23 protein-coding genes and 6 pseudogenes are annotated in these 25,962 nt (G+C 60.8%); 9 read left to right on the top strand and 20 right to left on the bottom strand.

Translation table 11 applies throughout. The features are described 5' to 3' along the window. Positions 1-3: 3 nt before the first annotated feature. From corA to IPP03_17970, 5 genes and pseudogenes are all read right to left on the bottom strand, one after another. Positions 4-969 (bottom strand): magnesium/cobalt transporter CorA, encoded by a 966-nt coding sequence (gene corA, locus IPP03_17990; protein ID MBL0354441.1) that lies wholly within the window; start codon positions 967-969, stop codon positions 4-6. A gap of 203 nt (positions 970-1,172) precedes the next feature. Then, on the bottom strand, positions 1,173-1,310 hold the full coding sequence (locus tag IPP03_17985) for a hypothetical protein (GenBank protein ID MBL0354440.1): 138 nt from the start codon (positions 1,308-1,310) through the stop codon (positions 1,173-1,175). Between the two features lie 261 nt (positions 1,311-1,571). After that, a pseudogene (locus tag IPP03_17980) lies at positions 1,572-1,913 on the bottom strand (transposase). Next, the gene (locus IPP03_17975; GenBank protein MBL0354439.1) at positions 1,841-2,386 is read right to left on the bottom strand and encodes a winged helix-turn-helix domain-containing protein; all 546 of its coding nucleotides are present in this window, start codon (positions 2,384-2,386) and stop codon (positions 1,841-1,843) included. The pseudogene IPP03_17980 and the gene IPP03_17975 overlap by 73 nt, the downstream one beginning before the upstream one ends. A 63-nt stretch (positions 2,387-2,449) precedes the next feature. Then, positions 2,450-2,743: pseudogene (locus IPP03_17970) on the bottom strand (aminotransferase class I/II-fold pyridoxal phosphate-dependent enzyme). A 24-nt stretch (positions 2,744-2,767) separates the two neighbouring features. Between IPP03_17970 and IPP03_17965 the strand changes: the two are divergent. Beyond that, positions 2,768-2,908: a hypothetical protein gene (locus IPP03_17965; GenBank protein MBL0354438.1), complete on the top strand. Its 141-nt coding sequence runs from the start codon at positions 2,768-2,770 to the stop codon at positions 2,906-2,908. Between the two features lie 255 nt (positions 2,909-3,163). Here IPP03_17965 and IPP03_17960 read toward each other — a convergent pair. The 11 genes and pseudogenes from IPP03_17960 to gap all read right to left on the bottom strand — a co-directional run bounded on the left by IPP03_17960 (position 3,164) and on the right by gap (position 13,085). Then, positions 3,164-3,505, bottom strand: a pseudogene (locus IPP03_17960) (transposase). Continuing rightward, the gene (locus IPP03_17955) at positions 3,433-3,978 is read right to left on the bottom strand and encodes a winged helix-turn-helix domain-containing protein (protein ID MBL0354437.1); all 546 of its coding nucleotides are present in this window, start codon (positions 3,976-3,978) and stop codon (positions 3,433-3,435) included. The pseudogene IPP03_17960 and the gene IPP03_17955 overlap by 73 nt, the downstream one beginning before the upstream one ends. A 32-nt stretch (positions 3,979-4,010) precedes the next feature. Further along, on the bottom strand, positions 4,011-4,244 hold the full coding sequence (locus tag IPP03_17950; GenBank protein ID MBL0354436.1) for a hypothetical protein: 234 nt from the start codon (positions 4,242-4,244) through the stop codon (positions 4,011-4,013). A gap of 379 nt (positions 4,245-4,623) precedes the next feature. Then, positions 4,624-5,433 (bottom strand): hypothetical protein, encoded by an 810-nt coding sequence (locus IPP03_17945; GenBank protein ID MBL0354435.1) that lies wholly within the window; start codon positions 5,431-5,433, stop codon positions 4,624-4,626. Positions 5,434-5,455: 22 nt separating this feature from the next. Beyond that, positions 5,456-6,025 carry a potassium-transporting ATPase subunit KdpC gene (kdpC, locus tag IPP03_17940; protein MBL0354434.1) on the bottom strand — a complete coding sequence of 190 codons (570 nt, stop codon included), beginning with the start codon at positions 6,023-6,025 and terminating at the stop codon, positions 5,456-5,458. A gap of 10 nt (positions 6,026-6,035) precedes the next feature. Continuing rightward, on the bottom strand, positions 6,036-8,102 hold the full coding sequence (gene kdpB, locus IPP03_17935; GenBank protein MBL0354433.1) for a potassium-transporting ATPase subunit KdpB: 2,067 nt from the start codon (positions 8,100-8,102) through the stop codon (positions 6,036-6,038). A 16-nt stretch (positions 8,103-8,118) separates the two neighbouring features. Continuing rightward, the gene (kdpA, locus tag IPP03_17930) at positions 8,119-9,897 is read right to left on the bottom strand and encodes a potassium-transporting ATPase subunit KdpA (protein ID MBL0354432.1); all 1,779 of its coding nucleotides are present in this window, start codon (positions 9,895-9,897) and stop codon (positions 8,119-8,121) included. Beyond that, positions 9,894-9,986: a K(+)-transporting ATPase subunit F gene (gene kdpF / locus IPP03_17925; GenBank protein ID MBL0354431.1), complete on the bottom strand. Its 93-nt coding sequence runs from the start codon at positions 9,984-9,986 to the stop codon at positions 9,894-9,896. The genes kdpA and kdpF overlap by 4 nt, the downstream gene beginning before the upstream one ends. 679 nt (positions 9,987-10,665) lie before the next feature. After that, a pseudogene (gph, locus tag IPP03_17920) lies at positions 10,666-11,341 on the bottom strand (phosphoglycolate phosphatase). Beyond that, positions 11,341-12,042 carry a ribulose-phosphate 3-epimerase gene (gene rpe, locus IPP03_17915; GenBank protein ID MBL0354430.1) on the bottom strand — a complete coding sequence of 234 codons (702 nt, stop codon included), beginning with the start codon at positions 12,040-12,042 and terminating at the stop codon, positions 11,341-11,343. Before rpe ends, gph begins: the two are co-directional and overlap by 1 nt. Positions 12,043-12,076: 34 nt before the next feature. Continuing rightward, positions 12,077-13,085 (bottom strand): annotated as a pseudogene (gene gap / locus IPP03_17910) (type I glyceraldehyde-3-phosphate dehydrogenase). Between the two features lie 189 nt (positions 13,086-13,274). Between gap and IPP03_17905 the strand changes: the two are divergent. From IPP03_17905 to IPP03_17870, 8 genes and pseudogenes are all read left to right on the top strand, one after another. Next, positions 13,275-13,859 carry a DUF3422 family protein gene (locus tag IPP03_17905; protein ID MBL0354429.1) on the top strand — a complete coding sequence of 195 codons (585 nt, stop codon included), beginning with the start codon at positions 13,275-13,277 and terminating at the stop codon, positions 13,857-13,859. 179 nt (positions 13,860-14,038) lie between these two features. Next, entirely contained in the window at positions 14,039-14,971 is a 933-nt protein-coding gene (locus tag IPP03_17900) for a phosphoribosylaminoimidazolesuccinocarboxamide synthase (protein MBL0354428.1), read from the top strand. A gap of 67 nt (positions 14,972-15,038) precedes the next feature. Further along, positions 15,039-15,812, top strand: coding sequence for a DUF2189 domain-containing protein (locus IPP03_17895; protein ID MBL0354427.1), 774 nt, complete (start codon positions 15,039-15,041; stop codon positions 15,810-15,812). A gap of 57 nt (positions 15,813-15,869) precedes the next feature. Beyond that, entirely contained in the window at positions 15,870-17,924 is a 2,055-nt protein-coding gene (locus IPP03_17890) for a M3 family metallopeptidase (GenBank protein MBL0354426.1), read from the top strand. Between the two features lie 23 nt (positions 17,925-17,947). Beyond that, on the top strand, positions 17,948-18,436 hold the full coding sequence (locus tag IPP03_17885) for a glutaredoxin family protein (protein MBL0354425.1): 489 nt from the start codon (positions 17,948-17,950) through the stop codon (positions 18,434-18,436). Then, positions 18,433-19,197 (top strand): exodeoxyribonuclease III, encoded by a 765-nt coding sequence (xth, locus tag IPP03_17880; GenBank protein ID MBL0354424.1) that lies wholly within the window; start codon positions 18,433-18,435, stop codon positions 19,195-19,197. The genes IPP03_17885 and xth overlap by 4 nt, the downstream gene beginning before the upstream one ends. Positions 19,198-19,201: 4 nt before the next feature. Further along, positions 19,202-19,869, top strand: a pseudogene (locus IPP03_17875) (Crp/Fnr family transcriptional regulator). A 73-nt stretch (positions 19,870-19,942) separates the two neighbouring features. Next, positions 19,943-20,134, top strand: coding sequence for a DUF2892 domain-containing protein (locus IPP03_17870; GenBank protein MBL0354423.1), 192 nt, complete (start codon positions 19,943-19,945; stop codon positions 20,132-20,134). An 81-nt stretch (positions 20,135-20,215) separates the two neighbouring features. On the opposite strand, the gene rsmA is transcribed toward IPP03_17870, so the two are convergent. The 4 genes from rsmA to IPP03_17850 are packed head-to-tail and all read right to left on the bottom strand — an operon-like array spanning position 20,216 to position 25,933. Further along, positions 20,216-20,983: a 16S rRNA (adenine(1518)-N(6)/adenine(1519)-N(6))-dimethyltransferase RsmA gene (gene rsmA, locus IPP03_17865; protein ID MBL0354422.1), complete on the bottom strand. Its 768-nt coding sequence runs from the start codon at positions 20,981-20,983 to the stop codon at positions 20,216-20,218. Then, the gene (gene pdxA, locus IPP03_17860) at positions 20,980-21,975 is read right to left on the bottom strand and encodes a 4-hydroxythreonine-4-phosphate dehydrogenase PdxA (GenBank protein MBL0354421.1); all 996 of its coding nucleotides are present in this window, start codon (positions 21,973-21,975) and stop codon (positions 20,980-20,982) included. Before pdxA ends, rsmA begins: the two co-directional genes overlap by 4 nt. Then, positions 21,975-23,291, bottom strand: a complete 1,317-nt coding sequence (locus IPP03_17855) for a peptidylprolyl isomerase (protein MBL0354420.1) — start codon at positions 23,289-23,291, stop codon at positions 21,975-21,977. The genes pdxA and IPP03_17855 overlap by 1 nt, the downstream gene beginning before the upstream one ends. After that, the gene (locus IPP03_17850; protein ID MBL0354419.1) at positions 23,288-25,933 is read right to left on the bottom strand and encodes an LPS-assembly protein LptD; all 2,646 of its coding nucleotides are present in this window, start codon (positions 25,931-25,933) and stop codon (positions 23,288-23,290) included. The genes IPP03_17855 and IPP03_17850 overlap by 4 nt, the downstream gene beginning before the upstream one ends. Positions 25,934-25,962: the final 29 nt, after the last annotated feature.

The following is a 25,962-nucleotide window of genomic DNA, read 5'->3' as shown; positions in this document are numbered from 1 at the left end:
TGCTCAGAGCCAGCCGGCACGTTTGAAGCGGATGTAAAGGAACAAACAGACCGAACTGATGGCCAGCAGGGCCACGGGGTAACCATACTCCCATTGCAGTTCAGGCATGGCCTTGAAATTCATGCCCCAGATTCCGGCAAAGGCAGTGGCGACGGCGAAAATACCGGCCCAGGCGGCCAGCTTCTTGTTCACTTCGCTTTCCTCGATGGTCACCATCGACAGATTGACCTGAATCGCCGTGCCAATGGTGTCACGAATGGTGTCGAGGGAGGCATTGATGCGCGCCAGGTGATCATAGACATCACGGAAGTAATCCCGGCTATTGGCGCAGACGGCGGCGCCGCGCCCGCCGGAAAGCTTGCCGGTAGCCTCCATCAGTGGGGCGACAGCGTGCTTGAGATAGGTGATTTTCTGCTTCAGTTCATAGAGCCGTTCGATGTTTACCCGGGCCGCGCCCTTGGCGAAAATCCGCTCCTCAATTTCTTCCAGTTCCGACTCCAGCCGGTCCATGATGGGAAAGTAGCGGTCTACCACCGCATCCATCAAGGCATAGAGGACAAAACTGGAGCCTTGGCTGAGCAGATGCGGCTCCCGCTCGCAGCGCTCACGCACGCCGAGAAAATGCTGCTGGCTGCGGTTCCTGACCGACAGCACATAGTTGCGTCCGACGAAGACATTCACCTCGCCAACATTGAACTCACCCTTGTCTTGTTCCAGTAGGTGCATGACGACGAATACCGAGTCGCCGTATTCTTCGATTTTCGGCCGTTGGTGGCCGTAGCGTGCATCCTCGACGGCCAGTTCATGCAGGTCGAACTCTTCCTTCATCTGGTCAAGTTCCTGCGGGGTTGCGTCGCGCAAGGCCACCCAGACAAAGCAGTCCGGGCGGGCCAGATAATCGCTGATTTCCTCGACCGACAAATCAGCCAGACGCGAGCCATCCTCATAGGCGACGCAGTTGATCAGCATGCTTCATCCTTTAATGAGTCGTCAGCCTGCATCGTGCCTGTTTTTTCCAATTTCGGCGAGCATCCGGGCGCGCTCCAGCCGGGGAAAACGGTTTTGCATTGTGGCGGGATGGTGCGTTGCCGACCGCAGGACAAGCGGTCCAGCACGGCGTGAACCTCGTGACGGTTACCACAGACCGGGCAGATGTGCAGTGTCATGACTTCTTATGCGGCGTGTTCGGCATAACGCGCCAAGGCCAACGCCTGGTCGGCGATTGTCGAGGAAGCGATGAAGGTTTCCCGGCCGCAGGCATTGCCCAGGCTCAGTGCCACATTCAGTGCCGCTACGCCTGCTAGCGCCATCCGTATGTAATTCCGTTTCTAATTCGTTAATGCATTAACGATCCACGGCCAGTGTACGATTGAGCGGACACGCTGGTGCTCTGATTCAAGGGTTTTGAGGCTCGATTCGAGTTGATCTTCAAGTGCATCGATGCTATCGAAGGCCAGGTTGTGGAAGAACTTCTCGCGCAGTTCATCCCAGAGATGCTCGACCGGGTTGAGTTCAGGGGCATAGGGAGGCAACGGTAGCAGGTGTATGTTTTCGGGTGTTCTGAGTGCTTGGCTGGCATGCCAGCCCGCACCGTCAAGGACCATGACGATCCGATCCATCGGATGGCGTGCCGCCACTTCGTCGAGGAATAGCTGCATGCACGGCGTATTGACGTGCAGCAAGATCAGCGAGTCAAGCGCGCCCGTATCCACATCGACGGCCGCGTAGGCGTAGGTGTATTCGTGGGTGAGCATGGCCCGGCACAACGGTCGAATGGGTTGGGGCGCCCAGGCACGACGCACATCGTTGATGCGCCCGAAGCGCGCTTCGTCCTGAAACATCAGACGGATCGGGGTTCCTTGAGCGAAATCTCTCCGGAGTTCGGCAAGGGTGTCGGGGAGTTTTTTTTCCACGCCTCCTGCGCGGTCGGATCACTTTGCGGATGTCGCTTGTCTGGCGCCAGCTTGCGCCAACCGTTGCGATGCAGCACGTTGTAGGCGGAGGACAGCGCCATCGGGCGTCCCAGCGCTTTCTCCAGGGCCGGCTTGATCTGACTGATGACCAATATACCGCCCTTGGCCGCTTGGTCGAAAAAGGGTTTCAACAGTTCGGCTTCTTGCGCTCGGGTGAAATTCTCCCGGTGGCGCCCGCCTCGTGCAGGTTCCGATTCACCGCCTACCCGATGTCCAGCCAGAAACGCGTTGCGTAATCGTGAGGCCCAACTGAGCGAAACGCCGATCACCGCGGCGGTCTGCTCAAGATTCAACCCGTAGCACAACGGCAGAACAACCGCTTGGGCCTGGCGCAGTTGTTCCACACTCTTGGCTTCTTTGACAATCTTCAGCGCCTCCGCTACCGACCCCTCTCCCTTGAACAGCCTTCCCATGCCACACCTCAGATCTCATTGAGATGCACTTATTATTGCTTAATTGGTGTGGAAATTGAATTAGACGATCACTTCGTCACCCGGCCTGACGAATACGGTGATCGCCGTGAAGATCGCCTGCGTCGCGCCGGCGGTGACTGTCACCTCGCTGTCGACATCGAAATGCGCCCCATACAGGCTGGCGACATTGTCGACGATAGCCTGGTCCAGCCCGGGCATGCCGGCCATCGGCGCGTACGAGTTGCGCCCGGCCAGCATGTGACGGTGCATGGAATCGAACAGAGCCGGTTCGGCCTGGAAATCGGCAAAGCCCTGCGACAGGTTGATCGCCCCGCACTCGGCCGCCAGGCGCGACATCACCAACCGTCGCTGCTGCGCCAGTTGCCTGGCAGTGATGATGTCGCCAACCCGGCCCTTGACGTCACACCCGGCTGGCTGACCAAGGCGGTCATCACCGAACTCGGCGCCGGCCCGGCGAGCGACAACGGATTGGCGGTGCTTCTATCCGGAGGCCGCTCATGACTGATTCCGTTTCTAATTCGTTAATGCATTAACTATCCACGGCCAGTGTATGATTGAGCGGACACGCTGGTGCTCTGATTCAAGGGTTTTGAGGCTCGATTCGAGTTGATCTTCAAGTGCATCGATGCTATCGAAGGCCAGGTTGTGGAAGAACTTCTCGCGCAGTTCATCCCAGAGATGCTCGACCGGGTTGAGTTCAGGGGCATAGGGAGGCAACGGTAGCAGGTGTATGTTTTCGGGTGTTCTGAGTGCTTGGCTGGCATGCCAGCCCGCACCGTCAAGGACCATGACGATCCGATCCATCGGATGGCGTGCCGCCACTTCGTCGAGGAATAGCTGCATGCATGGCGTATTGACGTGCGGCAAGATCAGCGAGTCAAGCTCGCCCGTATCCACATCGACGGCCGCGTAGGCGTAGGTGTATTGGTGGGTGAGCATGGCCCGGCACAACGGTCGAATGGGTTGGGGCGCCCAGGCACGACGCACATCGTTGATGCGCCCGAAGCGCGCTTCGTCCTGAAACATCAGATGGATCGGGGTTCCTTGAGCGAAATCTCTCCGGAGTTCGGCAAGGGTGTCGGGGAGTTTTTTTTCCACGCCTCCTGCGCGGTCGGATCACTTTGCGGATGTCGCTTGTCTGGCGCCAGCTTGCGCCAACCGTTGCGATGCAGCACGTTGTAGGCGGAGGACAGCGCCATCGGGCGTCCCAGCGCTTTCTCCAGGGCCGGCTTGATCTGACTGACGACCAATATACCGCCCTTGGCCGCTTGGTCGAAAAAGGGTTTCAACAGTTCGGCTTCTTGCGCTCGGGTGAAATTCTCCCGGTGGCGTCCGCCTCGTGCAGGTTCCGATTCACCGCCTACCCGATGTCCAGCCAGAAACGCGTTGCGTAATCGTGAGGCCCAACTGAGCGAAACACCGATCACCGCGGCGGTCTGCTCAAGATTCAAACCGTAGCACAACGGCAGAACAACCGCTTGGGCCTGGCGCAGTTGTTCCACACTCTTGGCTTCTTTGACAATCTTCAGCGCCTCCGCTACCGACCCCTCTCCCTTGAACGGCCTTCCCATGCCACACCTCAGATCTCATTGAGATGCACTTATTATTGCTTAATTGGTGTGAAAATGGAATAATTCCCGGAGCAGGACAAAAAGCCCCGGATTCTTTCGAGCCCCATTCCCATGGCCGGGAATTTCATCGCCACGGCAGCCTTCCCAGGTCCCAGGGCGGCGATTTCAAGAACATCGTTGCCCAAGGCGATGCCGATGTATAGGTCTGAGCTCATATTCCCTTCACTTTCGGTTAACAAATAGCCAAGCCAGTCCCAGGGGAACAAGGATAGTGGCGACTACCAGCAGAAAATTCACGGCATCCGTGTTGGGCCATTTCGAGAAGCCTGACTCCTTGCGAATACTGGGCAAAGCAATTTCAAAAATTTGGAAAATAGTGGCGCTTCGATATAAAAATAACGCAAAGATCACCTACGCCTTCAGCACTTGGAGCGTCCATCCATCGAATAGCTGTTTCACATCCCGGGCGTTGCTGCATTGACTCAAGCGCCGGCGAATCTGATGATCAGAAAACATCCGGGTCGCATCGGCCAGGATCATCAGGTGTGCCCGCCATCGTTCAAGCCATTGGCGGAGGATGGGAATAAGGTAACCTGTTTCCCCGTTATCCGTCTGGGGTGTAGCACGGGCATTCTCGCCACTGACTTAGAAACTCTTGCTCAGCGAAAGAACTGCGATAGCGCGGCCGGCATCCTCGGTCTTGCTGCCGTTCTGGACATTCTGGTTGCTCAGGGAGTTGGAGAAACAATAAAACTCTCCTGTACTGCAGTCACCCTTGGCATTGGTGTCGACGTACGCGGCGCCAATGACCCAGCCCGAAATATCCTTGGTCACGCCCAGTTTCCAGTCGGTATAGCTGCCACCCGAGACGTTCTTGAAGTCGAGATGGCCGACATGGCCGACCAGTCCCCAGCCGTCACCCAGATCGTAAGAACCGGTCAGGTCGATATAGCCGGTGCCGTCGGTACTTTTACCGTTTGAACCCTTGGCACTGAAGTAGTCGGTCAAGGCATAGTAGTATTTCAGTGAAAGCGTCTTCCAGCTGCCACCGATGTAGATTTCACCGTTCTTGACCTTGCTGCCGTTGAGGTCGGTACCCGGATAGTAGTAGTAGCTACCGCCGACATCGATACCGAAGTCGCCGAAGGGCATCTTGTAGCCACCATAGAAGTCCATTTCCAGGTTGCCGTCAGGGAAACCGGCGCCGGAGTTCACGTTGGAGTTCCAGTTGCCAACGTAGATGCCGCTCGCATGAGCGTAGTCGACTCCGCCCTGCAGCGCCGGCTTGCCGAAAGTCTGGTCGATGCCGCGAAAACGGTAGCTGGAGAACAGACCAAGATTGCCGGTCAGGGAGTGTTCCAGCGTTGCCGTTTCTTCGGCCAGGAGCGGTGCCGAAAATCCGGCACTGAGGAAAATAGCGGCCGGGGCAAGGAGGGAGCCGGAATGCTTTTTCATGACAGCCTTTCTGCAGTTTCTATCAAATGGAATCAAGAGCAATATTGAGTTCGAGCACATTGACCCGGGGCTCGCCAAAAACACCCCATTGACGGCCTTCGGTGTGTTGGCTGAGCAGCGCCTCGAGATCGGCGACTGGCAGATGCCGTTCCCGGGCAACGCGCGCCACTTGGTAGGCTGCCGCTTCCGGGCTGATATGGGGGTCAAGACCGCTGCCCGAGGCATTGACCAGGTCGGCCGGAATCGGGCTCTGGTTGTCGGGGTCGGCTGCCTTCAGAGCTTCGATTCGGCCCTTGACGGCATCGACCAGCACCGGATTGAGCGCCCCCAGGTTGGAGCCGCCTGAGGCCGAGGCGTTGTAAGGCATTGGCCCGGTCGCCGAGGGACGGCCCCAGAAATGCTTGGGATCAGTGAAGTTTTGCCCAATCAGCCGGGAGCCGACCGCTTTGCCATCCTGGACGATCAGGCTGCCGCTGGCCGCCTCGGGAAAGGCAACTTTGGCGACGCCAGTGACGACCAGGGGATAAACCACGCCGGTAACGGCAGTGAGTAGGACGAAGAGGCTGATGGCGGGACGTAACAAGGTTTTCATGATTTTCTCCTCAGGCCAGACCGATGGTGGCAATCACCAGGTCAATCAGCTTGATGCCAATAAATGGAACGATGAAGCCACCCAGGCCGTAGATCACCAGGTTCTGACGCAACAGGGCTGCTGCACCGAGGGGCCGGTACTTGACACCCTTCAAGGCCAGCGGAATCAGGAAGACGATGATCAAGGCATTGAAAATTACCGCCGACAGGATCGCCGAGGCCGGGCTGGCCAGCCCCATGACGTTGAGCGCGGCAAGCTGCGGGTAGGTGGTGACAAAGGCCGCCGGGATGATGGCGAAATATTTGGCGATATCGTTGGCAATACTGAAGGTGGTCAGCGAGCCGCGCGTCATCAACATCTGCTTGCCGGTTTCGACCACCTCGATCAGCTTGGTCGGATTGGAATCCAGATCGACCATGTTGCCGGCCTCCTTGGCCGCTTGGGTGCCGGTGTTCATCGCCACCGCGACGTCGGCCTGAGCCAGCGCGGGGGCATCGTTGGTGCCGTCGCCAGTCATCGCCACCAAGCGACCTTCAGCCTGATACTCACGAATCAACGCCAGCTTGGCCTCCGGCGTCGCCTCCGACAGGAAGTCATCGACGCCGGCTTCGGCGGCGATGGCAGCAGCGGTCACCCGGTTGTCGCCGGTGACCATGACGGTCTTGATGCCCATCTTGCGCAGTTCGGCAAAGCGCTCCTTGATGCCGCCCTTGACGATGTCCTTGAGTTCGATGACACCCACGACACGGGTGCCTTCGGAGACCACCAGCGGCGTGCTGCCGCGGCGTGCGACTTCATCGACGATGCCCGAGACATTCAACGGGAAAGTACCGCCCAGCGACTCGACATGTTTCCTGATGGCATCGGCTGCACCCTTGCGAATCTGGCGATCGCCCAAATCGACGCCGCTCATCCGGGTATGGGCCGAGAAGTGCACGAAATGGGCATCCAGGGCGTGGATGTCGCGCTCCCGCAACGAGAAGCGTTGCTTGGCCAGGACCACGATGCTGCGCCCTTCCGGGGTTTCATCGGCCAGCGAGGCCAGTTGGGCGGCATCGGCCAGTTCGGCCTCGGTCACCCGCTCGGCCGGCAGGAAGGTGGAAGCCTGGCGGTTGCCCAGCGTGATCGTTCCGGTCTTGTCCATCAGCAGCACGTCGACGTCACCAGCGGCCTCGACAGCACGCCCGGAGGTGGCGATTACGTTGGCCTGCATCATGCGGCTCATTCCGGCCACACCAATCGCCGACAGCAATCCGGCAATGGTGGTCGGAATCAGGCAGACGAGCAGGGCAATCAGCACCGTGATGCTGATCGGCGTACCGGCCCCGGCCGCTTCGACGCTGAACATCGAGAACGGCAGCAGGGTCACCGTCACCCCGAGGAAGACGATGGTCAGCGCGACCAGCAGGATGGTCAGAGCGATTTCGTTCGGCGTCTTCTGGCGCTTGGCATTTTCGACCATGGCAATCATGCGGTCGACGAAGGTTTCGCCGGGATTTACGGTAACCCGAACGACGATCCAGTCGGACAGCACCCGGGTGCCGCCGGTGACAGCAGAGAAGTCGCCGCCGGATTCGCGGATGACCGGCGCGGATTCACCAGTGATGGCAGATTCGTCGACCGAGGCGACGCCTTCGATGACCTCACCGTCGGCCGGAATCATTTCATGGGCCTGAACGACAATCACATCACCCTTGCGCAGCTCAGAGGCCTCAATCATTTGCCATTGAGCGCCAAATTTTGGCTCATGCAGCTTCTTGGCCCAGGTTTCCTTCTTCAGGTCACGCAACGAGGCGGCCTGGGCCTTGCTGCGCCCTTCAGCCAGTGCTTCGGCGAAATTGGCAAAGAGCACGGTGAACCACAGCCAGATGGTGATCACCAGGATGAAGCCGGCCGGTGCTTCGCCTTGCCCAAAGAGGGCCTGCAACCAGAGAATGGTGGTCAGAATACTGCCAACGTAGACGACGAACATCACCGGATTGCGCCATTGCACGGCTGGATTGAGTTTCCGGAAGGCGTCGGCAATGGCCGGAAAGGCCAGAGCGGGGTCGAACAGGGTAAAATTTTTGCGGGTCATCATTTTCTCCCTAAGCTTATTGAGCGGCCCAGAGCATCAGATGCTCAATGACTGGGCCAAGAGCCAACGCCGGGACGTAATTCAGGAGGCCCACCAGGAGCACGGTGCCGATCAGCAAGGTGACGAAGAGCGGGCCATGGGTCGGCAAGGTGCCGGCGCCCACAGGAATTCGTTTCTTTGCCGCCAGCGAGCCGGCGATGGCCAACACCGGGACGATCACGCCGAAGCGGCCGAACCACATGGCGATACCCAGCATGACGTTATAGCACGGCGTATTGGCCGACAGCCCGGCGAAGGCGCTGCCATTGTTGTTGGCGGCTGAGGTGAAGGCGTACAGGATTTCCGAAAAGCCGTGCGCACCTGGATTGCCGACGCCCGCCTTGCCGGCGGCGACACTGACCGCGATGGCCGTACCAACCAACACCAGCATCGGCGTCACGAGAATGACGAGCGAAACCATCTTCATCTCGTAGGCTTCAATCTTCTTGCCAAGATACTCCGGCGTCCGGCCGATCATCAGGCCCGCGACAAACACCGCCAGGATGGCAAACACAAGCATGCCGTAAAGGCCCGTGCCGACGCCGCCGAACACCACTTCGCCAAGCTGCATGTCGACCAGCGGCACCAGCCCACCGAGCGGCGTAAACGAGTCGTGCATGGCGTTGACCGCGCCACAGGAGGCGAGCGTCGTGATGGTAGCGAACAGGCCGGACTCGGCGATGCCGAAGCGGGTTTCCTTGCCTTCCATATTGCCGGCGGCCGGATCGACACCGAGCTGGGTGAACAGCGGATTCGCCTGCTGCTCGAAATGCATGGCGGTATAGGCCAGAGCGACAAACATCAGGGTCATCGCGGCCAGCACTGCCCAGCCCTGACGGGTATCGCCGACCATGCGGCCGAAGGTGAAGCACAGGGCAGCCGGAATCAGGAAGATCGACAGCATCTGGATAAAGTTGGACAGCGGCGTCGGGTTCTCATAAGGATGCGCCGAATTGGCGTTCATGAAGCCTCCCCCGTTGGTACCCAGCATCTTGATCGCTTCCTGCGAAGCGACCGGACCCATGGCCAGAGTCTGGGTCTGGGTATGTGCCGGTTCGGTGAGCGGGGCGCCCTTGTCGTCCTTGAGCGGCTGGCCGGCGTCATCGAGCTTCGGGTTGTCGAAGCTGGTCACTTCAAGCTTCGTCACGTCCTTGTAAGCGTCGAAATTCTGGATGACACCCTGGCTGGTCAGTGCCAGCGCACAAACGATGGCCATTGGCAGCAGTACATAGAGAGTGACGCGGGTCAGATCGACCCAGGCATTGCCGACGGTCTTGGCCGAATGGCGGGCAAAACCGCGGATCAGGGCGATCACCACAACGATGCCGGTCGCCGCTGAAAGAAAGTTCTGCACGCCGAGCCCCAGCATCTGGGTCAGGTAGCTCATGGTCGATTCACCGCCATAGCCTTGCCAGTTGGTGTTGGTGGCAAAGCTGATCGCGGTATTGAAGGCCGAATCCGGGCTGACACTTGGGAAGTCCTGCGGATTGAGCGGCAGGTCGGCCTGCAGGCGTTGCAGGGTGTAGACCACCAGGGCGCCAAGGGCATTGAAGATCAGGATAGCGAAGGCGTATTTCAGCCAGCCCATTTCTTCATCCGGGCGGATGCCGCACAGGCGATAGAGCGGGCTTTCAATCTTGCCGGCCAGGCGGAAGCGGCCTTCCATCACATTGGCGATGTAAGTCCCCAAGGGTTTGACGGTCAGCAAGAGGATGACGAGAAATATCCCGAGCAGAATCCAGGCATGGTTGCTCATGAGAAGTCCTCCGGATTAAGCAGCGCTGCGATCAGATAAATCAGCAGGCCAGCGGCAGCGGTGCCACTGAGAACGAGAAGCCAGGTCATTTGGCGCCTCCCAGCCAGGCACAGCCGGTGGCGAGGCCAAGCATCAAGGCAAAGAACAGCCCGATGCCGGCAAGATAGACGAGATCCATAAGTACACCTCTTGTAGGTATTGCGACGAGGTCATACTAGGAAAATCGCTATCAAAGTTTTCGAAAGACCTGGTAGCTGGATATAAAAAAACAGTAAAAACGGATGACCAAGTACTTTGGCAGTAATTGTGTTTTTGAAGGGTTAATGGACGTTTAGCAACACATTGCCGACGGAATTCAATCGACCGGCAGAAAGCTGGTCTGTTGCCTGCAAGGAGCCATCTTGGGCGGCTGCTTCGCATATCAAACCTGGCACCGAGCAAACGTAGGAACGAAGGGCCGGATTGGGTCGGGAAGACCCATTGGCAGTTTTGAACTGCCGACATTCAATGGACCAACGGGATCGAATATATCCAATGCATCACAGATGGCGGCTTTTAGACCATAGTGTGCATTCGTGAACGGCAGGTAACAGGAAGCCAGATCGGGAGTGGTGACGAGCCGCTTTTGGCCGATAAGATGTTTTCAACATCCTGTTCGACTGTCGGCCTCGACCAAGGACTTGCCAGTTTGCAGCCGTCTCGAATGTCCGCTGTAATTTGCTACCTGCCCACAATCGTTGATGGCATGAAGGGTAGCAACCGGCCCGCTCAGCCAGCTTTGCTAAAGTCCTGCGCCTTGCGCAGCGCCGATTCCGGGCTTTCCACCAGCGCATCACAGTCGGTGGCGCTTACAGCCTCGCCTTCGTGATAGCCGTAGGACACGCAATACACCGTGCAGCCGGCGGCGCGGGCCGCTGCGATGTCGTGGCGTGAGTCGCCGAGGCGCAAATTGGTAGTTCACGGGGCGCCGCATCCGCGCGCAGGCTTGACGCAGCGGTTCGGGGTGCGGCTTGCGGAAAGGCGTGCTGTCGCCGGAGACAATGATGGAGAAATGGTGCTTCAGCCCCATTCGCGCGACCAGCGGATCGGTGAAGGTGGCAGGCTTGTTGGTCAGCACCGCCAGCGGTAGTCCTGTCGCCCGCCAGGCATCGAGCCCGACAAGCACGCCTTCGAAAATCCGTGTCTTTTCGCCGTTGACCGCGGCATAGTGCAGATTGAAAACCTCGACGGCACGGGCAAGCAGCGCCTCACCCGGCGGATTCCCATGGTCCAGGCAGCGACGCACGAAGACGACGGCGCCCTACCCGACGAAGCTGCGGATTCCGCCTTCGCCGCGCAATGGCAAGCCGAGTTCCGCCAGCATGCGATTACTGGCCTCGACCAGATCGGGTAATGCATCGAGCAGGGTACCGTCAAGGTCGAAGGTGACTGGCTGGAAGTGCATCAGACCTTCGCCAGTTCGCCGCGCAGGAGGCCGATGACGGTGTTGTAGCGCTGCGGATCGCTGTCCTTGCCGGCGCCAAAGACGGCGGAGCCGGCGACGAAGGCATCGACTCCGGCACGGGCGATCTCGGCAATGTTGGCGGTATTGACGCCGCCGTCGATCTCAAGCCGGATACGGCGACCGCTGCGCTGTTCGTAGGCGTCGAGCCGGGCGCGGGCTTCCCGCGCCTTGGCCAGCGTGCCGGGGATGAACTTCTGCCCGCCGAAGCCGGGGTTGACACTCATCAGCAGGACGAGGTCGAGCTTGTCAAGGACGTAGTCCATGTGGTCGAGCGGCGTCGCCGGGTTGAAGACGAGGCCGGCCTGACAGCCGGCATCACGGATCAGCGACAGGCTGCGGTCGACGTGTTCGGAGGCTTCCGGGTGGAAAGCGATGACATTCGCCCCGGCCCGGGCGAAGTCGGGAATGATGCGGTCGACCGGCCTGACCATCAGATGCACATCGATCGGCGCCGTGGTACACGGGCGGATCGCTTCGCAGACGAGCGGGCCGATGGTCAGGTTGGGGACATAGTGGTTGTCCATTACGTCGAAATGGATCCAGTCGGCGCCGGCGGCGATGACGTCGGAAACTTCCTCGCCCAGCCTGGCGAAGTTGGCCGAAAGGATACTCGGGGCAATGATGAATCCCGGCCTGGCCATGCCCTGCTCCTGATCGCGGCCTGTCTCCAAACGCTTATCCGGCAATATGCTGGACCAAGCGCAGCATGTTGCAGGTATAGCCGTACTCGTTGTCATACCAGGCGACGACCTTGACGAAGGTCGGGTCGAGCGCGATGCCGGCGTCGGCATCGAAGATCGACGCCAGGGCGCAGCCGCGGAAATCGGTCGACACGACCTTCTCGCTGGTGTAGCCGAGAACGCCCTTGAGCGGGCCGGCGTTTGCGGCGGCCTGCATCGCCTTGCAGACTTCCTCATAGGCGGCGGGCTTCTCCAGTTCGACGGTCAGGTCGACCACCGAAACATCCGAGGTCGGCACGCGAAACGCCATGCCCGTAAGCTTCTTGTTCAGATCCGGAATGACCTTGCCGACCGCTTTGGCCGCGCCGGTAGACGATGGAATGATGTTCTCGAGGATTCCGCGGCCGCCGCGCCAGTCCTTGGTGGATGGACCATCCACGCTCTTCTGGCTGGCGGTTGCCGCGTGCTACCGTACTCATCAGGCCGCGCCTGATGCCGAAATTGTCGTGCAGGACCTTGGCCACCGGAGCCAGGCAGTTGGTCGTGCACGAGGCTCCCGAGACGACGGCCTCGCCGGCGTATCGCTGATGATTGACACCATAGACGAACATTGGCGTGTCGTCCTTCGACGGCGCCGACTGGACGACCTTCCTGGCGCCGGCGACCAGGTGCTTCTCGCAGGCCTCGGTCGTCAGGAAGAGTCCGGTGCAATCGATGACCACATCGGCGCCGACTTCATTCCACTTCAGTTCGGCCGGATCCTTCATCGCGCTGAGGCGAATCTTCCTGCCATTGACGACCAGGTCATCACCATCGACGGCGATCTCGCCCTTGAAATTCCCATGAACCGAGTCGAACCTGAGCATGTAGGCCAGGTATTCGGGATCGAGAAGGTCGTTGATGCCGACGATCTCAATCCCGGCGAACTCGGCTTCCTTCGCGACAGCGCGGAAAACCATGCGTCCGACACGTCCAAAACCATTGATGCCAATGCGTAGCGCCATCCATATCTCCTTGAAACTGCTTGATCGAAACAAAAGTCACCGTCGTCACTGCTGTAACGCGCGGCGTTGTAGTCCACAGTTTGCACCAGATGTTCCGCCATGAGGCCAAAATGTTCGTAGAGCGCCGTGGCCGGCGCGGAATCGCCGAACTGGTCAAGGCCGAGAACTTCTCCGTCGAGGCCCACGTACTTGCGCCAGAAGTCGGTTTGGCTTGCTTCGATAACAACGTGGCAGACGTCGACCGGCAAGCGCCTGCTCGATGAGGCGGCCCCTGGGCTGGAGCGGGAATTCGGCCGCTACCCGGCATCGCGCACGGCGGTCCGAGCCGCGATAACTACAATCCGCCGCGCTGGCGACAACGTCGCTATCACGGCGCACCTCAACAACGAATTCCATGCCCGTCCGCCGATTGCCCGGCTCGGGGCGACGCTGGTTTCGCATTTGGCCTTCAAGCAGAATGCGACCGACGTCCAAGCGGCGCATCGAGGATCTGCGCGAATCCCGCATTCTGGACTGCCGACCTTCCACGAATTCTTGCAACGTCGCCTGCTGCTGGCGATGAATACCTGCGCGGCGATCAGCCCCCGCCAGGTAGAACTCTGCACCCGCGTCGCCAGCAACGGCCAGTTGCTGCGTACCCGTGTCGACATCGAACGCGACCGCCAGAACCAGGAACTGCTCGTCCAGATGAACACGTGCGCGCATTTGCAATTGCGCCTGCAGGAAACGGTCGAGTGCCGGTCGGTCGTCGTCCTGACCTATTACGGCTCGTAGCTGGTTCGATACCCCGCCAAGGGAACCAAGGATCTCCACCATTTGTCCACCGACGTCGTCACGGTCGGTCCAATTCCGCTGGTTGCCGGCCAGATCTTCTGGGGCAGCCGCCGGCACGCCAACGAAGACGGCCCGGTGCCTTAACTTATAATTGTTACTTTGCTTTCGGGAGCAACACCGTGTCCACGCCTCTTTTCCAGTCATCGATCACCAGCTTGCCGCTGCTCTCGCGGGGCAAGGTCCGCGACATTTACGCGGTGGACGCCGACAAGCTGCTGATTGTCACCAGCGACCGCCTGTCGGCCTTCGACGTCGTCCTGCCCGACCCGATCCCGCGCAAGGGCGAGGTGCTGACTGCGGTGGCCGATTTCTGGTTCGCAAGACTCGGCCATATCGTGCCCAACCAACTGACCGGAATCGATCCGGAATCGGTCGTCGCCGCCAATGAGCGCGAGCAGGTGCGCGGCCGCTCCGTCGTCGCCAGACGTCTGCGGCCGCTGCCGATCGAGGCTGTCGTGCGCGGCTATGTGATCGGCAGCGGCTGGAACGACTACCGGGCGACCGGCGCCATCTGCGGCATCCCGCTCCCGCCCGGGCTCAAGATGGCGGCCCGGCTGCCATCGCCGATCTTCACGCCGGCAACCAAGGCGGCGGTCGGCGACCACGACGAGAATGTCTCTTTCGAGCAGGCTATGGCCATCTGCCAGGCCGCCCTCGCCGACGCCCTCGCAGGCAGTGGCAAGAACGGCGCCGATCTGTGCCTGGAGGCCCGCGACGCCGCCATCCGCCTGTACGAGGAAGCAGCGGTCCACGCTGCGACGCGCGGCATCATCATCGCCGACACCAAATTCGAGTTCGGCATCGACGGCGCCGGCACGCTGCACCTGATCGACGAGGCGCTGACCCCTGACTCGTCGCGCTTCTGGCCGGCCGACCAATATCAGGAAGGCAGCAACCCGCCGTCCTACGACAAGCAATACGTCCGCGACTACCTGGAAACGCTGGACTGGGACAAGAAGGCGCCCGGCCCGAACCTGCCGGCCGACGTCATCGCCAGGACCAGCGCCAAGTACATCGAGGCATGCGAGCGGCTGACCGGGCACAGCTTATAGGCGGTAGTAGCAATCCTGACCAGCCAGGCGCGCTCGGATCAGGACGATAACTTGGGAGGGCGTTTCTTTGAATACCTCGTTTGACCCGGCCAGCCAGTCCGCCGTGAAGCCGCGCATCCGCCGGGTTGCGCCGGGCCGCATCGCTGCCTGGCTGGGCGCCGGTTGGCGTGACCTCGTGGCCAACCCGATCCCCAGTCTCGCCTACGGACTGCTGTTCGGCATCGGCGGCGACCTGATCCTGCTCGCCAGTCTTGGTCGCCCGCACCTGTTTACAGCCGCCCTCTCCGGTTTTTTCCTGGTTGCGCCACTGCTCGCCGTCGGCGTCTATGAATTGAGCCGCCAGCGTGCGGCCGGCGCGAAGCCGACCTTCATCGACTCGCTGCGGGTTTTTCGCGGCAATGGCCAGGCGATTCCCTTCTTCGCACTCTTTCTCGGCGTCATCGCGCTGATCTGGGAACGCGCCTCGGCGATCGGTTTCGGCTTGCTTGGCGGCGCCGGCGGCACCAACACCGGGCAGTTCATCGCGCAGGTCGCAGCCAACAGCGACAACACCGTTTTCCTGACGCTCTGGTTCGTTCTCGGCGGCCTGCTGGCTCTCGTCACTTATGCGCTAAGCGTCATTTCGGCTCCCTTGATGGTCGACCGCGACGCCGGTTTCATCACTGCGGCACAGGCCAGCCTCAAGGCTTTTTCCACCAATACGCTGACGCTTTTGCTGTGGGCCGCGGTGATCGTCGTGCTGACCGTGCTCGGGTTCGCGACGCTGCTCTTTGGCCTCGTCGTCATCATGCCGGTTCTCGGCCACGCCTCGTGGCACGCCTATCGCGACCTGGTCGAATAATTTCTCTCCACAAAATTACGGGCGGCGCAGACTGCCCTTTTTCATCCCCCAAAGATCATGACAACAAACAATCCCCTGCTCGATTTCTCCGACCTGCCCCGCTTCGACCTGATCCAGCCCGAGCACGTCAAACCGGCCATCGAATCGCTGCTGGCCGATGGCCGGGCGCTGATCGAACGCCTGACGGCCGACACCACGCCGGCCACCTGGGCCGACTTCGCCGGTGCGCTGTCCGATGGCCTGGAACCCTTCGGCCGCGCCTGGGGCATCGTTGGCCACCTGCATTCGATTAACGACATTCCCGTGTGGCGCGAGGCCTACAACGAGATGCTGCCGGAAGTCTCAGGCTTCTACGCCGAACTCGGCCAGAACCTGAAGCTGTTCGACAAATACAAGGCACTGCGAAAAAGTGGGTCATTTTCGGCGTTGACCGTGGAGCAACGGAAAATAGTCGATAACGAGGTACGCGACTTCCGCCTCTCCGGCGCCGAATTGCCGGAAGACCAGAAACCGCGCTTCCAGGCGATCATGGAAGAGTTGTCGCAGCTTTCCGCCAAATTCTCCGAGAATCTGCTCGACGCGACCAACGCCTTCGCCGAAGCAATCACCGACGAAGCCCTGCTCGCCGGACTGCCGGTCGATGCCAGGGAGGCCGCAAAGACTGCCGCAGGAAAGGCTGATCGCGAAGGCTGGCGCTTCAGTCTGCAGGCTCCGTCCTACGGCCCGATCATGCAGTACGCCGATAACCGCGACCTGCGCGCCCGCATGTACCGTGCCTACGCCACCCGTGCCGCTGAATTCGACGACGGCAGCAGCAAGCCGGAATGGGACAACACGCCGGTCATGCAGCGCATGCTGGAACTGCGCCAGGAAGAGGCGAAGATGCTCGGCTTCAACAATTTCGCCGAAGTGTCACTGGCGCCCAAGATGGCTGATACGCCGGCTCAGGTGCTGGCTTTTCTGCGCGAACTGGCGGCCAAGGCCAAGCCGTTTGCCGCCAAGGACATTGCCGAGCTGCGCGCCTGTGCCAAGGATGAACTCGGCATCGTCGACTTCCAGCCGTGGGATGCCGCCTACGTCTCCGAAAAACTGCTGCAAAAACGCTATGCCTTCTCGGAGCAGGAAGTGAAGCAGTATTTCATCGAGCCCAAGGTCCTCGGCGGCCTGTTCAAGGTCATCGAGAGCCTGTTCAATGTACACGTCAAACCCGATACGGCGCCGGCCTGGCACGAAGACGTCAAGTTCTTCCGCCTGGAAACACCGGCCGGCGAACTGGTCGGCCAGTTCTACCTCGACCTCTATGCCCGTGAAACCAAACGCGGCGGCGCCTGGATGGACGAAGCGCGCTCGCGCCGGCGCACCGCGCATGGCATCCAGAAGCCGATTGCCTACCTGAACTGCAATTTCGCCCGCCCGGTGGGCAGCAAGCCGGCTACCTTCACGCACCACGAAGTGATCACGCTGTTCCACGAAACCGGCCACGGCCTGCACCATCTGCTGACGCGCGGTGAGGAACTGGGCGTTTCCGGCATTCACGGCGTCGAGTGGGATGCCGTCGAACTGCCCTCGCAGTTCATGGAAAACTATTGTTGGGAATGGGATGTGCTGCAAGGCATGACCGCCCACGTCGAAAGCGCTGCTCCGCTGCCGCGCGAACTGTTCGACAAGATGCTCGCCGCCAAGAATTTCCAGAGCGGCATGATGGCCGTACGCCAGATCGAGTTCTCGCTGTTCGACATGCTGCTGCATTCGGATTTCGACCCGAATTCCGGGTCGACCGTGATGGACCTGCTCAACACGGTGCGCCAGGAAGTTGCCGTGCTCTTCCCTCCCGACTGGCACCGTTTCCCGAACAGCTTCTCGCACATCTTCGGTGGCGGTTACGGTGCCGGCTACTTCAGCTACAAGTGGGCCGAAGTCCTTTCGGCCGATGCTTACGCCGCTTTCGAAGAAGCCGGCAATCCATTCGACGCCACCGTCGGCAAGCGCTTTCTCGACGAGATCTTGTCGGTTGGCGGCTCACGCCCGGCCATCGAATCGTTCAAGGCATTTCGTGGCCGCGAACCGAGCGTTGACGCACTGCTCCGCCATAGCGGTATGATTGCTGCGTAGAAACTCACCGAGGGAGAAGTCACATGCGCAGCCTGCTCGTTCTTTGTCTGGCCTTGTCCAGCCTCACCGTCTCAGCCGAGACCTATCGCTGGATCGATCCTCAGGGTCGTACCGTAATCTCCGATACGCCGCCCTCGGGACGTGCCCGCGACGTCAGCAAATCGGGAGTCGGCGGTCCGAACACCGATGAACTACCCTATGCGTCTCGCATCGCCGCCGAGAACTATCCGGTCGTCCTCTACACATCGGCCGAATGCACCAAGGAGTGCAAGGATGCGCGTGACCTGCTCAACAGCCGCGGGGTACCCTTCTCGGAGCGGATGGTGCAGAAGCAGGAAGACGTCGACGAGCTGAAGCAATTGGTCGGGGACTTCTTCGTACCCACGCTCAAGGTCGGCAAGCAGACTTTCCGCGGTTATGAGCCCGTTGCCTACGGCAATCTGCTCGACCTCGCCGGTTACCCGAAAAACGCACCCTACGGCAGCAAGCCGTCAGGCGGACTGGCCAAGTGAAGATTGCCAGCTGGAACGTCAATTCGCTCAAGGTGCGCCTGCCGCACCTGCTCGACTGGCTGGCCGAACAGCAACCCGATGCGCTGTGCCTGCAGGAAACCAAGCTTGAGGACCACAATTTCCCGCACGCCGAAATCGCGGCGGCGGGCTATCAGGTCGTCTTCTCGGGCCAGAAGACTTACAACGGCGTCGCCCTGCTTGCCCGCCAGCCGATCAGCGATGTCGTCTGCGGCAATCCGCACTTCGCCGACGAACAGAAGCGGCTAATCGCCGGCACCCTCGGCGACACCCGCGTCATCTGCGCCTACATGCCGAACGGCCAGGCGGTTGGCAGCGACAAGTACGACTACAAGCTGCGCTGGCTCGATGCGCTGGCCAAGTGGCTGGCCGAAGAACTGGCAGCTCACCCAAAGCTCGCCCTGTGCGGTGACTACAACATCGCCCCCGACGACCGCGACGTCCATGACCCGCAAGCCTGGGCCGGCCAGATCCTCTGCTCCGAACCTGAGCGCAGCGCCTTCCAGCGCCTGCTCGGGCTTGGCCTTGAAGACAGTTTCCGGCTCTTCGAACAGCCGGAAATGACCTTCTCGTGGTGGGACTACCGCATGCTGGGCTTTCAGAAAAATCGTGGCCTGCGCATCGATCATGTATTGCTTTCAGCGGCGCTGGCCCGTCGCTGTACGGCTGCCGGCATCGACCGCGCGCCGCGCAAACGCGAACGCCCCTCCGACCACGCGCCAGTCTGGGCACAAATCGATTGAAGCGATGACTGCTACGGTCGACCGCAAAAACGTGCTGAATTTGTACCCGGCACTAGCTGGGCTGCCAGCCTCTCGCCTGGACGAACTGCTGCAACCGGCGGCCGCACTGCAACTTCCTGCCGGCGCCGAAATTTTTGCCGAACGCCAGCCCTGCCAGGGATTTCCGCTCCTGCTCGACGGCAGCATCAAGGTCATCAAGCAGGCGGCCAACGGACGCGAGCTGATGCTCTACCGCGTCACGCCGGGGGTTCCTGCATCATCACCTCGAGCTGCCTGCTCGGCCATAGCGCTTACAACGCGCGCGGCATCGCCGAAGCGCCGCTGCGACTGCTGCTTGTGCCGGCAAAGGCATTCGGGCAATTGATGCTCGAACACGCGCCGTTTCGCGATTTCGTCTTTCATCTTTTTGCCGAGCGCATCGGTGAACTGATGCAACTGGTCGAGGAAGTCGCCTTCACCCGCCTCGACCAGCGCCTGGCGCGGCTGATCCTGGCGCACAACAAGCCTGTTCTCAACCTAACCCACCAGCAGTTGGCCGACGAACTGGGTAGCGTGCGCGAAATCGTCAGCCGCCTGCTCAAGGGATTTGCCACGCAGGGTCTGGTTTCGCTTGGCCGCGAACAACTCAATATCGTCGACCGCGACGGATTGCAGAAGATCGCCGCTATGTGACCCAGGTTACAGACGCCCGCCTGGCACGTGACTAGAATGAAATCTGTAATCACAACCTGATGGAGAACGTATCATGAAAACCAATGTTGGCGGAATCGACAAAATCCTGCGCATCGTCGTTGGCCTCGGCCTCATCGCCTGGGTCCTCGTGGGCGGCGGCCCGGTCTGGGCCTGGGTCGGCATCGTGCCGCTGGCCACCGGCCTGTTCAACCGGTGCCCTGCCTACACCCTGCTCGGCATGAATACCTGCCCGATGAAGAAATAGGCGCCTTATCGCCAAAATCGTGAAACCCGCCGTTGGCGGGTTTTTAATTACCGGCGCAGCCGATCGCGGCCCTCCTTGCGGCTACGTCAGGTAGTTGGCAATCCGAACGTAGTCGTCAACCGGAATGTCCTCGGCGCGCCGCGTCGGGTCGATACTTAGTTCGGCGAAGGCGGCATCGCTCAGAACGCCCTTGAGCGTATTGCGCAACATCTTGCGTCGTTGCGAAAAAGCGGTCTGCACCACCCGCGACAGCTTTTCCGGGCTCTTCGCTTTCAGCTCGGTGACATCCTTGGGAATCAGCCGTACGACCGCCGATTGCACCTTGGGCGGTGGGTCGAAACTTTCCGGCGGCACGTCGATCAGCCACTCGAGGTGAAAGCGGTATTGCAGCATTACCGAGATGCGACTGAAATCCGATTCGCCGGGCACGGCGACCATGCGTTCAACGACTTCCTTTTGCAGCATGAAGTGCATATCGCGAACGATGCCGACGTATTCGGCCAGATGAAAAAGCAGCGGCGTCGAGATGTTGTAGGGCAGGTTGCCGACCAGGCGCAAATCCTTGCCGATACTTGAGAAGTCGAAGACCAGCGCGTCGCCTTCGTGGATAGTCATGCGCTCTGGTAGATATTCCTTGCGGAGACGGGTGATCAGGTCGCGGTCGATTTCGACGACGTGCAGGTGGTCAAGACGATCCAGCAGCGGGGTGGTGATCGCCCCCAGGCCGGGGCCGATTTCGACGACGGTATCGCCGCGTTGCGGATAAATGGCAGAAACGATGGCGCTGATGATACCGCGGTCAACCAGGAAATTCTGGCCAAACCGCTTGCGCGCGATATGGCCTTTCACGAGGCCTGCGTCTTTCTGGCAACCATGCGTTCTGCCTCGTCCAGCGCCGCGAACAGGCTGCCCGGATCGGCGCGTCCGCTTCCCGCCAGTTTAAGCGCCGTGCCGTGATCGACCGAGGTGCGGATGATCGGCAGGCCGAGCGTGACGTTGATGCCGTGGCCGAAGGTGGCGTACTTGAGCGGCGCCAGTCCCTGATCGTGATACATGGCGAGCACGGCATCGCCCTGCGCCAGTATTGGCGGCGTGAACATGGTGTCGGCCGGATAGGGGCCGGAAAGTCGCATACCCTCGGCGCGCAGTTTTTCGAGCAACGGTGAGATGACCTCGATTTCCTCGCGCCCGAGATAGCCGCCCTCGCCGGCATGCGGGTTGAGGCCGGCGACCAGGATGCGCGGATCGGCCAGCCCGTATTTTTGCCGCAGATCCGCATGCAGGATGCGCAGCGTCCGCTCCAGGAGGTCCGCCGTAATCGATGTCGGCACGTCCCTGAGCGGCAGATGCGTCGTCGCCAGCGCAACGCGTAACGGCCCGCGCTCGCTGTTGCCGGCGAGCATCATGACAACGAGCGGCGTTCCCGTCTTTTCGGCAAGATATTCGGTATGGCCGGTGAAATGTATGCCGGATTGATTGATGACACCCTTGTGCACCGGTGCGGTGACCATCGCCGCAAATTCGCCGGAACGGCAGCCGGCCAGCGCGCGGTCGAGCAGGCCCAGCACGTAGGATGCGTTCGCCGGGTCGAGGCCGCCGGCCACGACAGGCTTCACGAGCGGAACGTGGAGGATGTCGAGGCAGCAGCGGTCGACCGCGATTTCGGGGTGGAAATCACGCAGGACAACGTTCAGGCCGATGGCTGCAGCACGTTCGCGAAGCAGGGCACGGTCACCGAGGATGACCGGTCGGGCTTCGCCTGCGTATTCCGACAAGCGCAGGCACAGGTCCGGCCCGATTCCCGCCGGTTCGCCGCTGGTAACGGCGATCAGCGGCGGCATTATTTGTCTTCGAGGCGAACTTCGACGTAGGCGCGATCGCGAATCTGGCGCAACCAGTCCTGATAGGCGTCGTCGAGCTTGCGCTCGCGCAAGGCCTGGCGAGCGACTGCCCGCTGGCGTTCCCCGGAAACGTCGCGCTGGCGGCGCTCGAGTACCTGGATCAGGTGCATGCCGAAAGGACTCTGGACCACCGGGCTGAATTCCTTGTCCTTCAGCGCATCCATCGCGCTCTCGAATTCCGGCACGGTATCTCCCGGACTGACCCAGCCAAGATCGCCACCCTTGGCTGCCGAACCGTCCTGCGAATAAAGACGTGCAAGTTCGGCGAAATCCCCGCCGTTGACCAGACGCTCACGCAGATTCTCCATCTTGCGGCGTGCTTCGGTCTCCGACACCACTTCATTGACCTTGATCAGGACATGACGGGCATGCGTTTGCTGAATCGATGCCGGGGCGCTGCCGCCGCGCCGGCCGAGGAGCTTGATGATATGGAATCCGGCTGACGAGCGCAGCAGGTCGCTGACCTCCCCCGGCTTCATGCTCACCGCTGCTTCAGAATAGATCTGCGGCAGGCGCTCCAGCGGACGCCAGCCCAGATTGCCCCCCTGCAGCGCATCCGGCGCATCGGAGAAAGTGGCCGTCAACTGGGCGAAGTTCTCGCCGGCGCTCGCTCTCTTGGCCGCCTGCTCACCCCGCTGGCGCAGCTTCTGCAGCTGCTCCGGAGTTGCCGACTCAGGCGCCCGCAACAGGATGTGAGCGATCTGAACCTCCTCGCCACCGCCAACGCTGGCCTGATTGGCAAGGTACAAGTCAACCTCGCCGTCCGAAATCACGAGTTTGCTGTCCACCTCGCGCTCGCGCAGGCGGACCGTCGTCATTTCGTCCCGGATCTCCTCGCGGAAGCGCGCATAGTTGACGCCATCCTTCTCCAGCGCCAGCCTGAATTGCTGCTGTGTCATCTTGTTGTTTGCGGCAATGCGACCGATTGCCTGGTCAAGTTGAGCATCATCCACCTTCAATCCGGTCTCGCGGGCAAACTGCAACTGGATGCGCTCGATGATCATGCGCTCGAGCAACTGGCGCTCAAGGACATCCTGCGGCGGCAACGGGGTGCCCTGTTTACTCAGTTGCTTGACCGCCTCATCGCGACGCCCACGCAAGTCGTATGAGGTGATCACTTCTTCGCCGACGACGGCGACGATGCGGTCGGCTTCCACCGGTTCGGCGGGTGCGGCACTCGCCGGCGGTCCGAAGACGCCCGCCAGAAGCAGACAAAGGGCGAGAAGGGTAGAAATCGAGTAGCGCATGGCGGTCATTGTGTCGTGAGCAGGCTGCTGGAGGTCAGTTCGTTGGTCTTGCCGTAGCCGGGGATGGAGCGGCGCAGGAGACTGATCGGATCCGTTCCGACGCTGGCAAAATCGTTGAATTCGAGTTGCAGGAAGAGGACGTTGTTGGGCGAACCCGATATCGCCGCCAGGCGTTGCGCGACGATCCGGGTCGTCCAACAGCCGGCATTGTATTCGAGGCCGGCGATGGCCTCCAGCAACTGACCGCCGGGCGAGGTGTTGGCGACCGTCTGCTTGCCGAGGAATGACCAGTTGAAGCGCCCCACCGCATACAGACGATTGGTCAGCGGCCACTGGCCGGCGATGTCGACCTGGTCGACCTGCGCCACATTGAAGTTGGGGTCACGAGTATAACGATAGCTGGCGCTGATCACCTTGGCCAGTTCGGGCTGGAAACGGACGCCAGCGGAGACACGTTCGGCCAGGCTGTCACGGAAATTGTAGTCCACGGCAAAATCGGCATAGGTCTTGGGTAGCACCAGTCCGCTGAAAGCCGCAAGGAAATCGGAATAGCCCTGCGCCTGATTGCCTACCGGAATGACGGTCGACCCGAGCGGCGTGTAGTTCAGCGTCACCCGGCTCGGGCTGAAGTAATATCGCTGTCCGACCATGGCCTTGAAGCGCTCGGCTCCGGTGTTTCCGTCAAGAAAGCGCGTGACCACCGCTGCGGTGAGCTGGTTGGCATCGTTGATGCGATCGAAGCCGCTGTAGCGATTCTCGGAAAAGATCTGGGCGAAGTTGAAGTCCGCCTGCGCCGTATCGAACAGCGGAATTTTGGTCTGATCCTTGTACGGAATGTTCACGTAATAGAGCCGCGGTTCCAGGGTCTGGATGAAGGCGTTGTCGAGCAGACTGGTTTCGCGCTCGAAGATCACGCTGGAGTCGACGGAGAAGATGGGAAGGACCCGCGAGACGCTCGAATCCGCACCCGGAACCAGATTGTTGAGCGAATACTGGGTCGCGCTGACGCCGATCTTGGGAATAAAGGTGAACGCAGGATGCACGATCGGCAGCGAAACCTGCGGGTAGAGCACCATGCGGTCACCCTGCGGCCGCAGATCACTCAGCAGCCGGTTGGCATCGGGATGGGTAAAGCGCGAATACTGGCCGATCAGGGCAAAGTCGGTGCCCAGCAGGTCGGGCTTGAAGCCGATGAGATTGACCTGCGGCTCAAGGAAGTACGGTGGCAACACCGGATTCTTGGGATCGGTCTGCAGCGTCTGATAGCGCAGGACCTGCGTGTTGGTCTGCAGCCAGGGCACCGGCGTATAGCCGATTAGGAACTGCTGTGGCAACTGCACCTGTGAGGTCTGAAACAGGCGCGAGGACGTGTCCTGCCAGTAGAAACTGTCCGACACGCGGTTGTAGTTGACCACTGCGGAAACCCCTTGGCCGAGGTTCTGCTGGTGCTTGATCTGGTAGGCGTAGCGCTCGCGGTCGGCCTCCTGGTCATGCGGCATGTACTCCACCTTGTAGGCGTTGGGATCACCTGGAACACCGCTGTTGAAATCCCAGTAGCGCACTTCGGCGCCCAGTTGCAGGCCGCGCTTGCTCATGTAGCGCGGATAGAGCGTCGCGTCGTAATTCGGAGCGATGTTCCAGTAATACGGAACCGTCAGATCCAGACCGCTGCGCGACGAGGTTGCCAGGAACGGATGCAGGAACCCCGATTGCCGCTGGTGATTCAGGGCGAAAGTGGCCACCGGCGAATAAAAGATCGGAACATCCTTGAACCACATCGTCGCATTCTTCGCTGTGCCGACCTCGCGGTCGTAATCGAGGTGCATTTCGGACGCGCGCACGTACCAGTCCCTGTCTCCCGGCTTGCAGGTCGAGAACGTGCTATCGAAGAGAGTTATCTGGTTTTCGCCCTCAAACTCCGCCCGCTCGGCCGTTCCGCTGGCCAGCGAGGGGCGGGTGTGTGGCGCCGTGGTCGGCAGCCCGTAGTTGTCGGGAACCCGCAGCATCATCGGCGTGTTGGTAATTATGGCATTCGAACTGGCGACCGTGACGACCGGCACCAGTTTCTGCTTGGAATAGAAGCGACTGGGAACCTGCTTGACGATCAGATAGTCGGCATCCTCGGCAAAGCCGATCTGTTCGGACATCTTCATGCGGACATGCGGCGCGGTGAACTCGGTGCCTTCCTGAAGCATGCGCACGTTGCCGGTCGCGTCCACTTCGTCATCGAGCGGCCAGTAGATGACCTTGTCCCCGTAGAACTGGGTGCCCGCCTTGCGCAGCTCGACATCGCCTGTCGCCACGGCCACGTCATCGGTGCGCCCTTCGAGGTGGTCGGCGATGACGAACAGCGGATAGTCGTCATTCTTCTTCGGCTCGAACGCATACGGGATCCCGACCTCCGGCATGACCGGCTTCTTCTTGCCGCCCAGCACATTGAACCGGCGCTCGCCGCGCAGGCGCAGTGGAAGATCATCGCCAAGCGCATCGCCGCCGCCAGGCACCGGGTCACGGCTCGCCGGCGCGTCTTTTCGGACGCTGGCGGCAGCCAGCTGCACGCTGCCGGCATCCTCGGCCGCATGCCCGGCCGACACCGCGGCGAACATGCAGCACGCAACATAGGCAAGCGGATTACGGACCGGATCAGGCATCTGACAGGAAAATGGAGGAGTCGATGTGA

This window comes from Candidatus Dechloromonas phosphoritropha (assembly GCA_016722705.1).
In the GTDB taxonomy this organism is placed as follows: Bacteria; Pseudomonadota; Gammaproteobacteria; order Burkholderiales; family Rhodocyclaceae; genus Azonexus; species Azonexus phosphoritrophus.
This window is presented reverse-complemented; position numbering and strand designations above follow the sequence as displayed.

Coding starts and splice junctions, on each gene's coding strand:
- corA (MBL0354441.1), bottom strand. CDS start 969: ATGCTGATCAACTGCGTCGCCTATGAGGATGGCTCGCGTCTGGCTGAT.
- IPP03_17985 (MBL0354440.1), bottom strand. CDS start 1,310: ATGGCGCTAGCAGGCGTAGCGGCACTGAATGTGGCACTGAGCCTGGGC.
- IPP03_17975 (MBL0354439.1), bottom strand. CDS start 2,386: ATGGGAAGGCTGTTCAAGGGAGAGGGGTCGGTAGCGGAGGCGCTGAAG.
- IPP03_17955 (MBL0354437.1), bottom strand. CDS start 3,978: ATGGGAAGGCCGTTCAAGGGAGAGGGGTCGGTAGCGGAGGCGCTGAAG.
- IPP03_17945 (MBL0354435.1), bottom strand. CDS start 5,433: ATGAAAAAGCATTCCGGCTCCCTCCTTGCCCCGGCCGCTATTTTCCTC.
- kdpC (MBL0354434.1), bottom strand. CDS start 6,025: ATGAAAACCTTGTTACGTCCCGCCATCAGCCTCTTCGTCCTACTCACT.
- kdpB (MBL0354433.1), bottom strand. CDS start 8,102: ATGACCCGCAAAAATTTTACCCTGTTCGACCCCGCTCTGGCCTTTCCG.
- kdpA (MBL0354432.1), bottom strand. CDS start 9,897: ATGAGCAACCATGCCTGGATTCTGCTCGGGATATTTCTCGTCATCCTC.
- kdpF (MBL0354431.1), bottom strand. CDS start 9,986: ATGACCTGGCTTCTCGTTCTCAGTGGCACCGCTGCCGCTGGCCTGCTG.
- rpe (MBL0354430.1), bottom strand. CDS start 12,042: ATGGCCAGGCCGGGATTCATCATTGCCCCGAGTATCCTTTCGGCCAAC.
- IPP03_17890 (MBL0354426.1), top strand. CDS start 15,870: ATGACAACAAACAATCCCCTGCTCGATTTCTCCGACCTGCCCCGCTTC.
- IPP03_17885 (MBL0354425.1), top strand. CDS start 17,948: ATGCGCAGCCTGCTCGTTCTTTGTCTGGCCTTGTCCAGCCTCACCGTC.
- IPP03_17870 (MBL0354423.1), top strand. CDS start 19,943: ATGAAAACCAATGTTGGCGGAATCGACAAAATCCTGCGCATCGTCGTT.
- pdxA (MBL0354421.1), bottom strand. CDS start 21,975: ATGCCGCCGCTGATCGCCGTTACCAGCGGCGAACCGGCGGGAATCGGG.
- IPP03_17855 (MBL0354420.1), bottom strand. CDS start 23,291: ATGACCGCCATGCGCTACTCGATTTCTACCCTTCTCGCCCTTTGTCTG.
- IPP03_17850 (MBL0354419.1), bottom strand. CDS start 25,933: ATGCCTGATCCGGTCCGTAATCCGCTTGCCTATGTTGCGTGCTGCATG.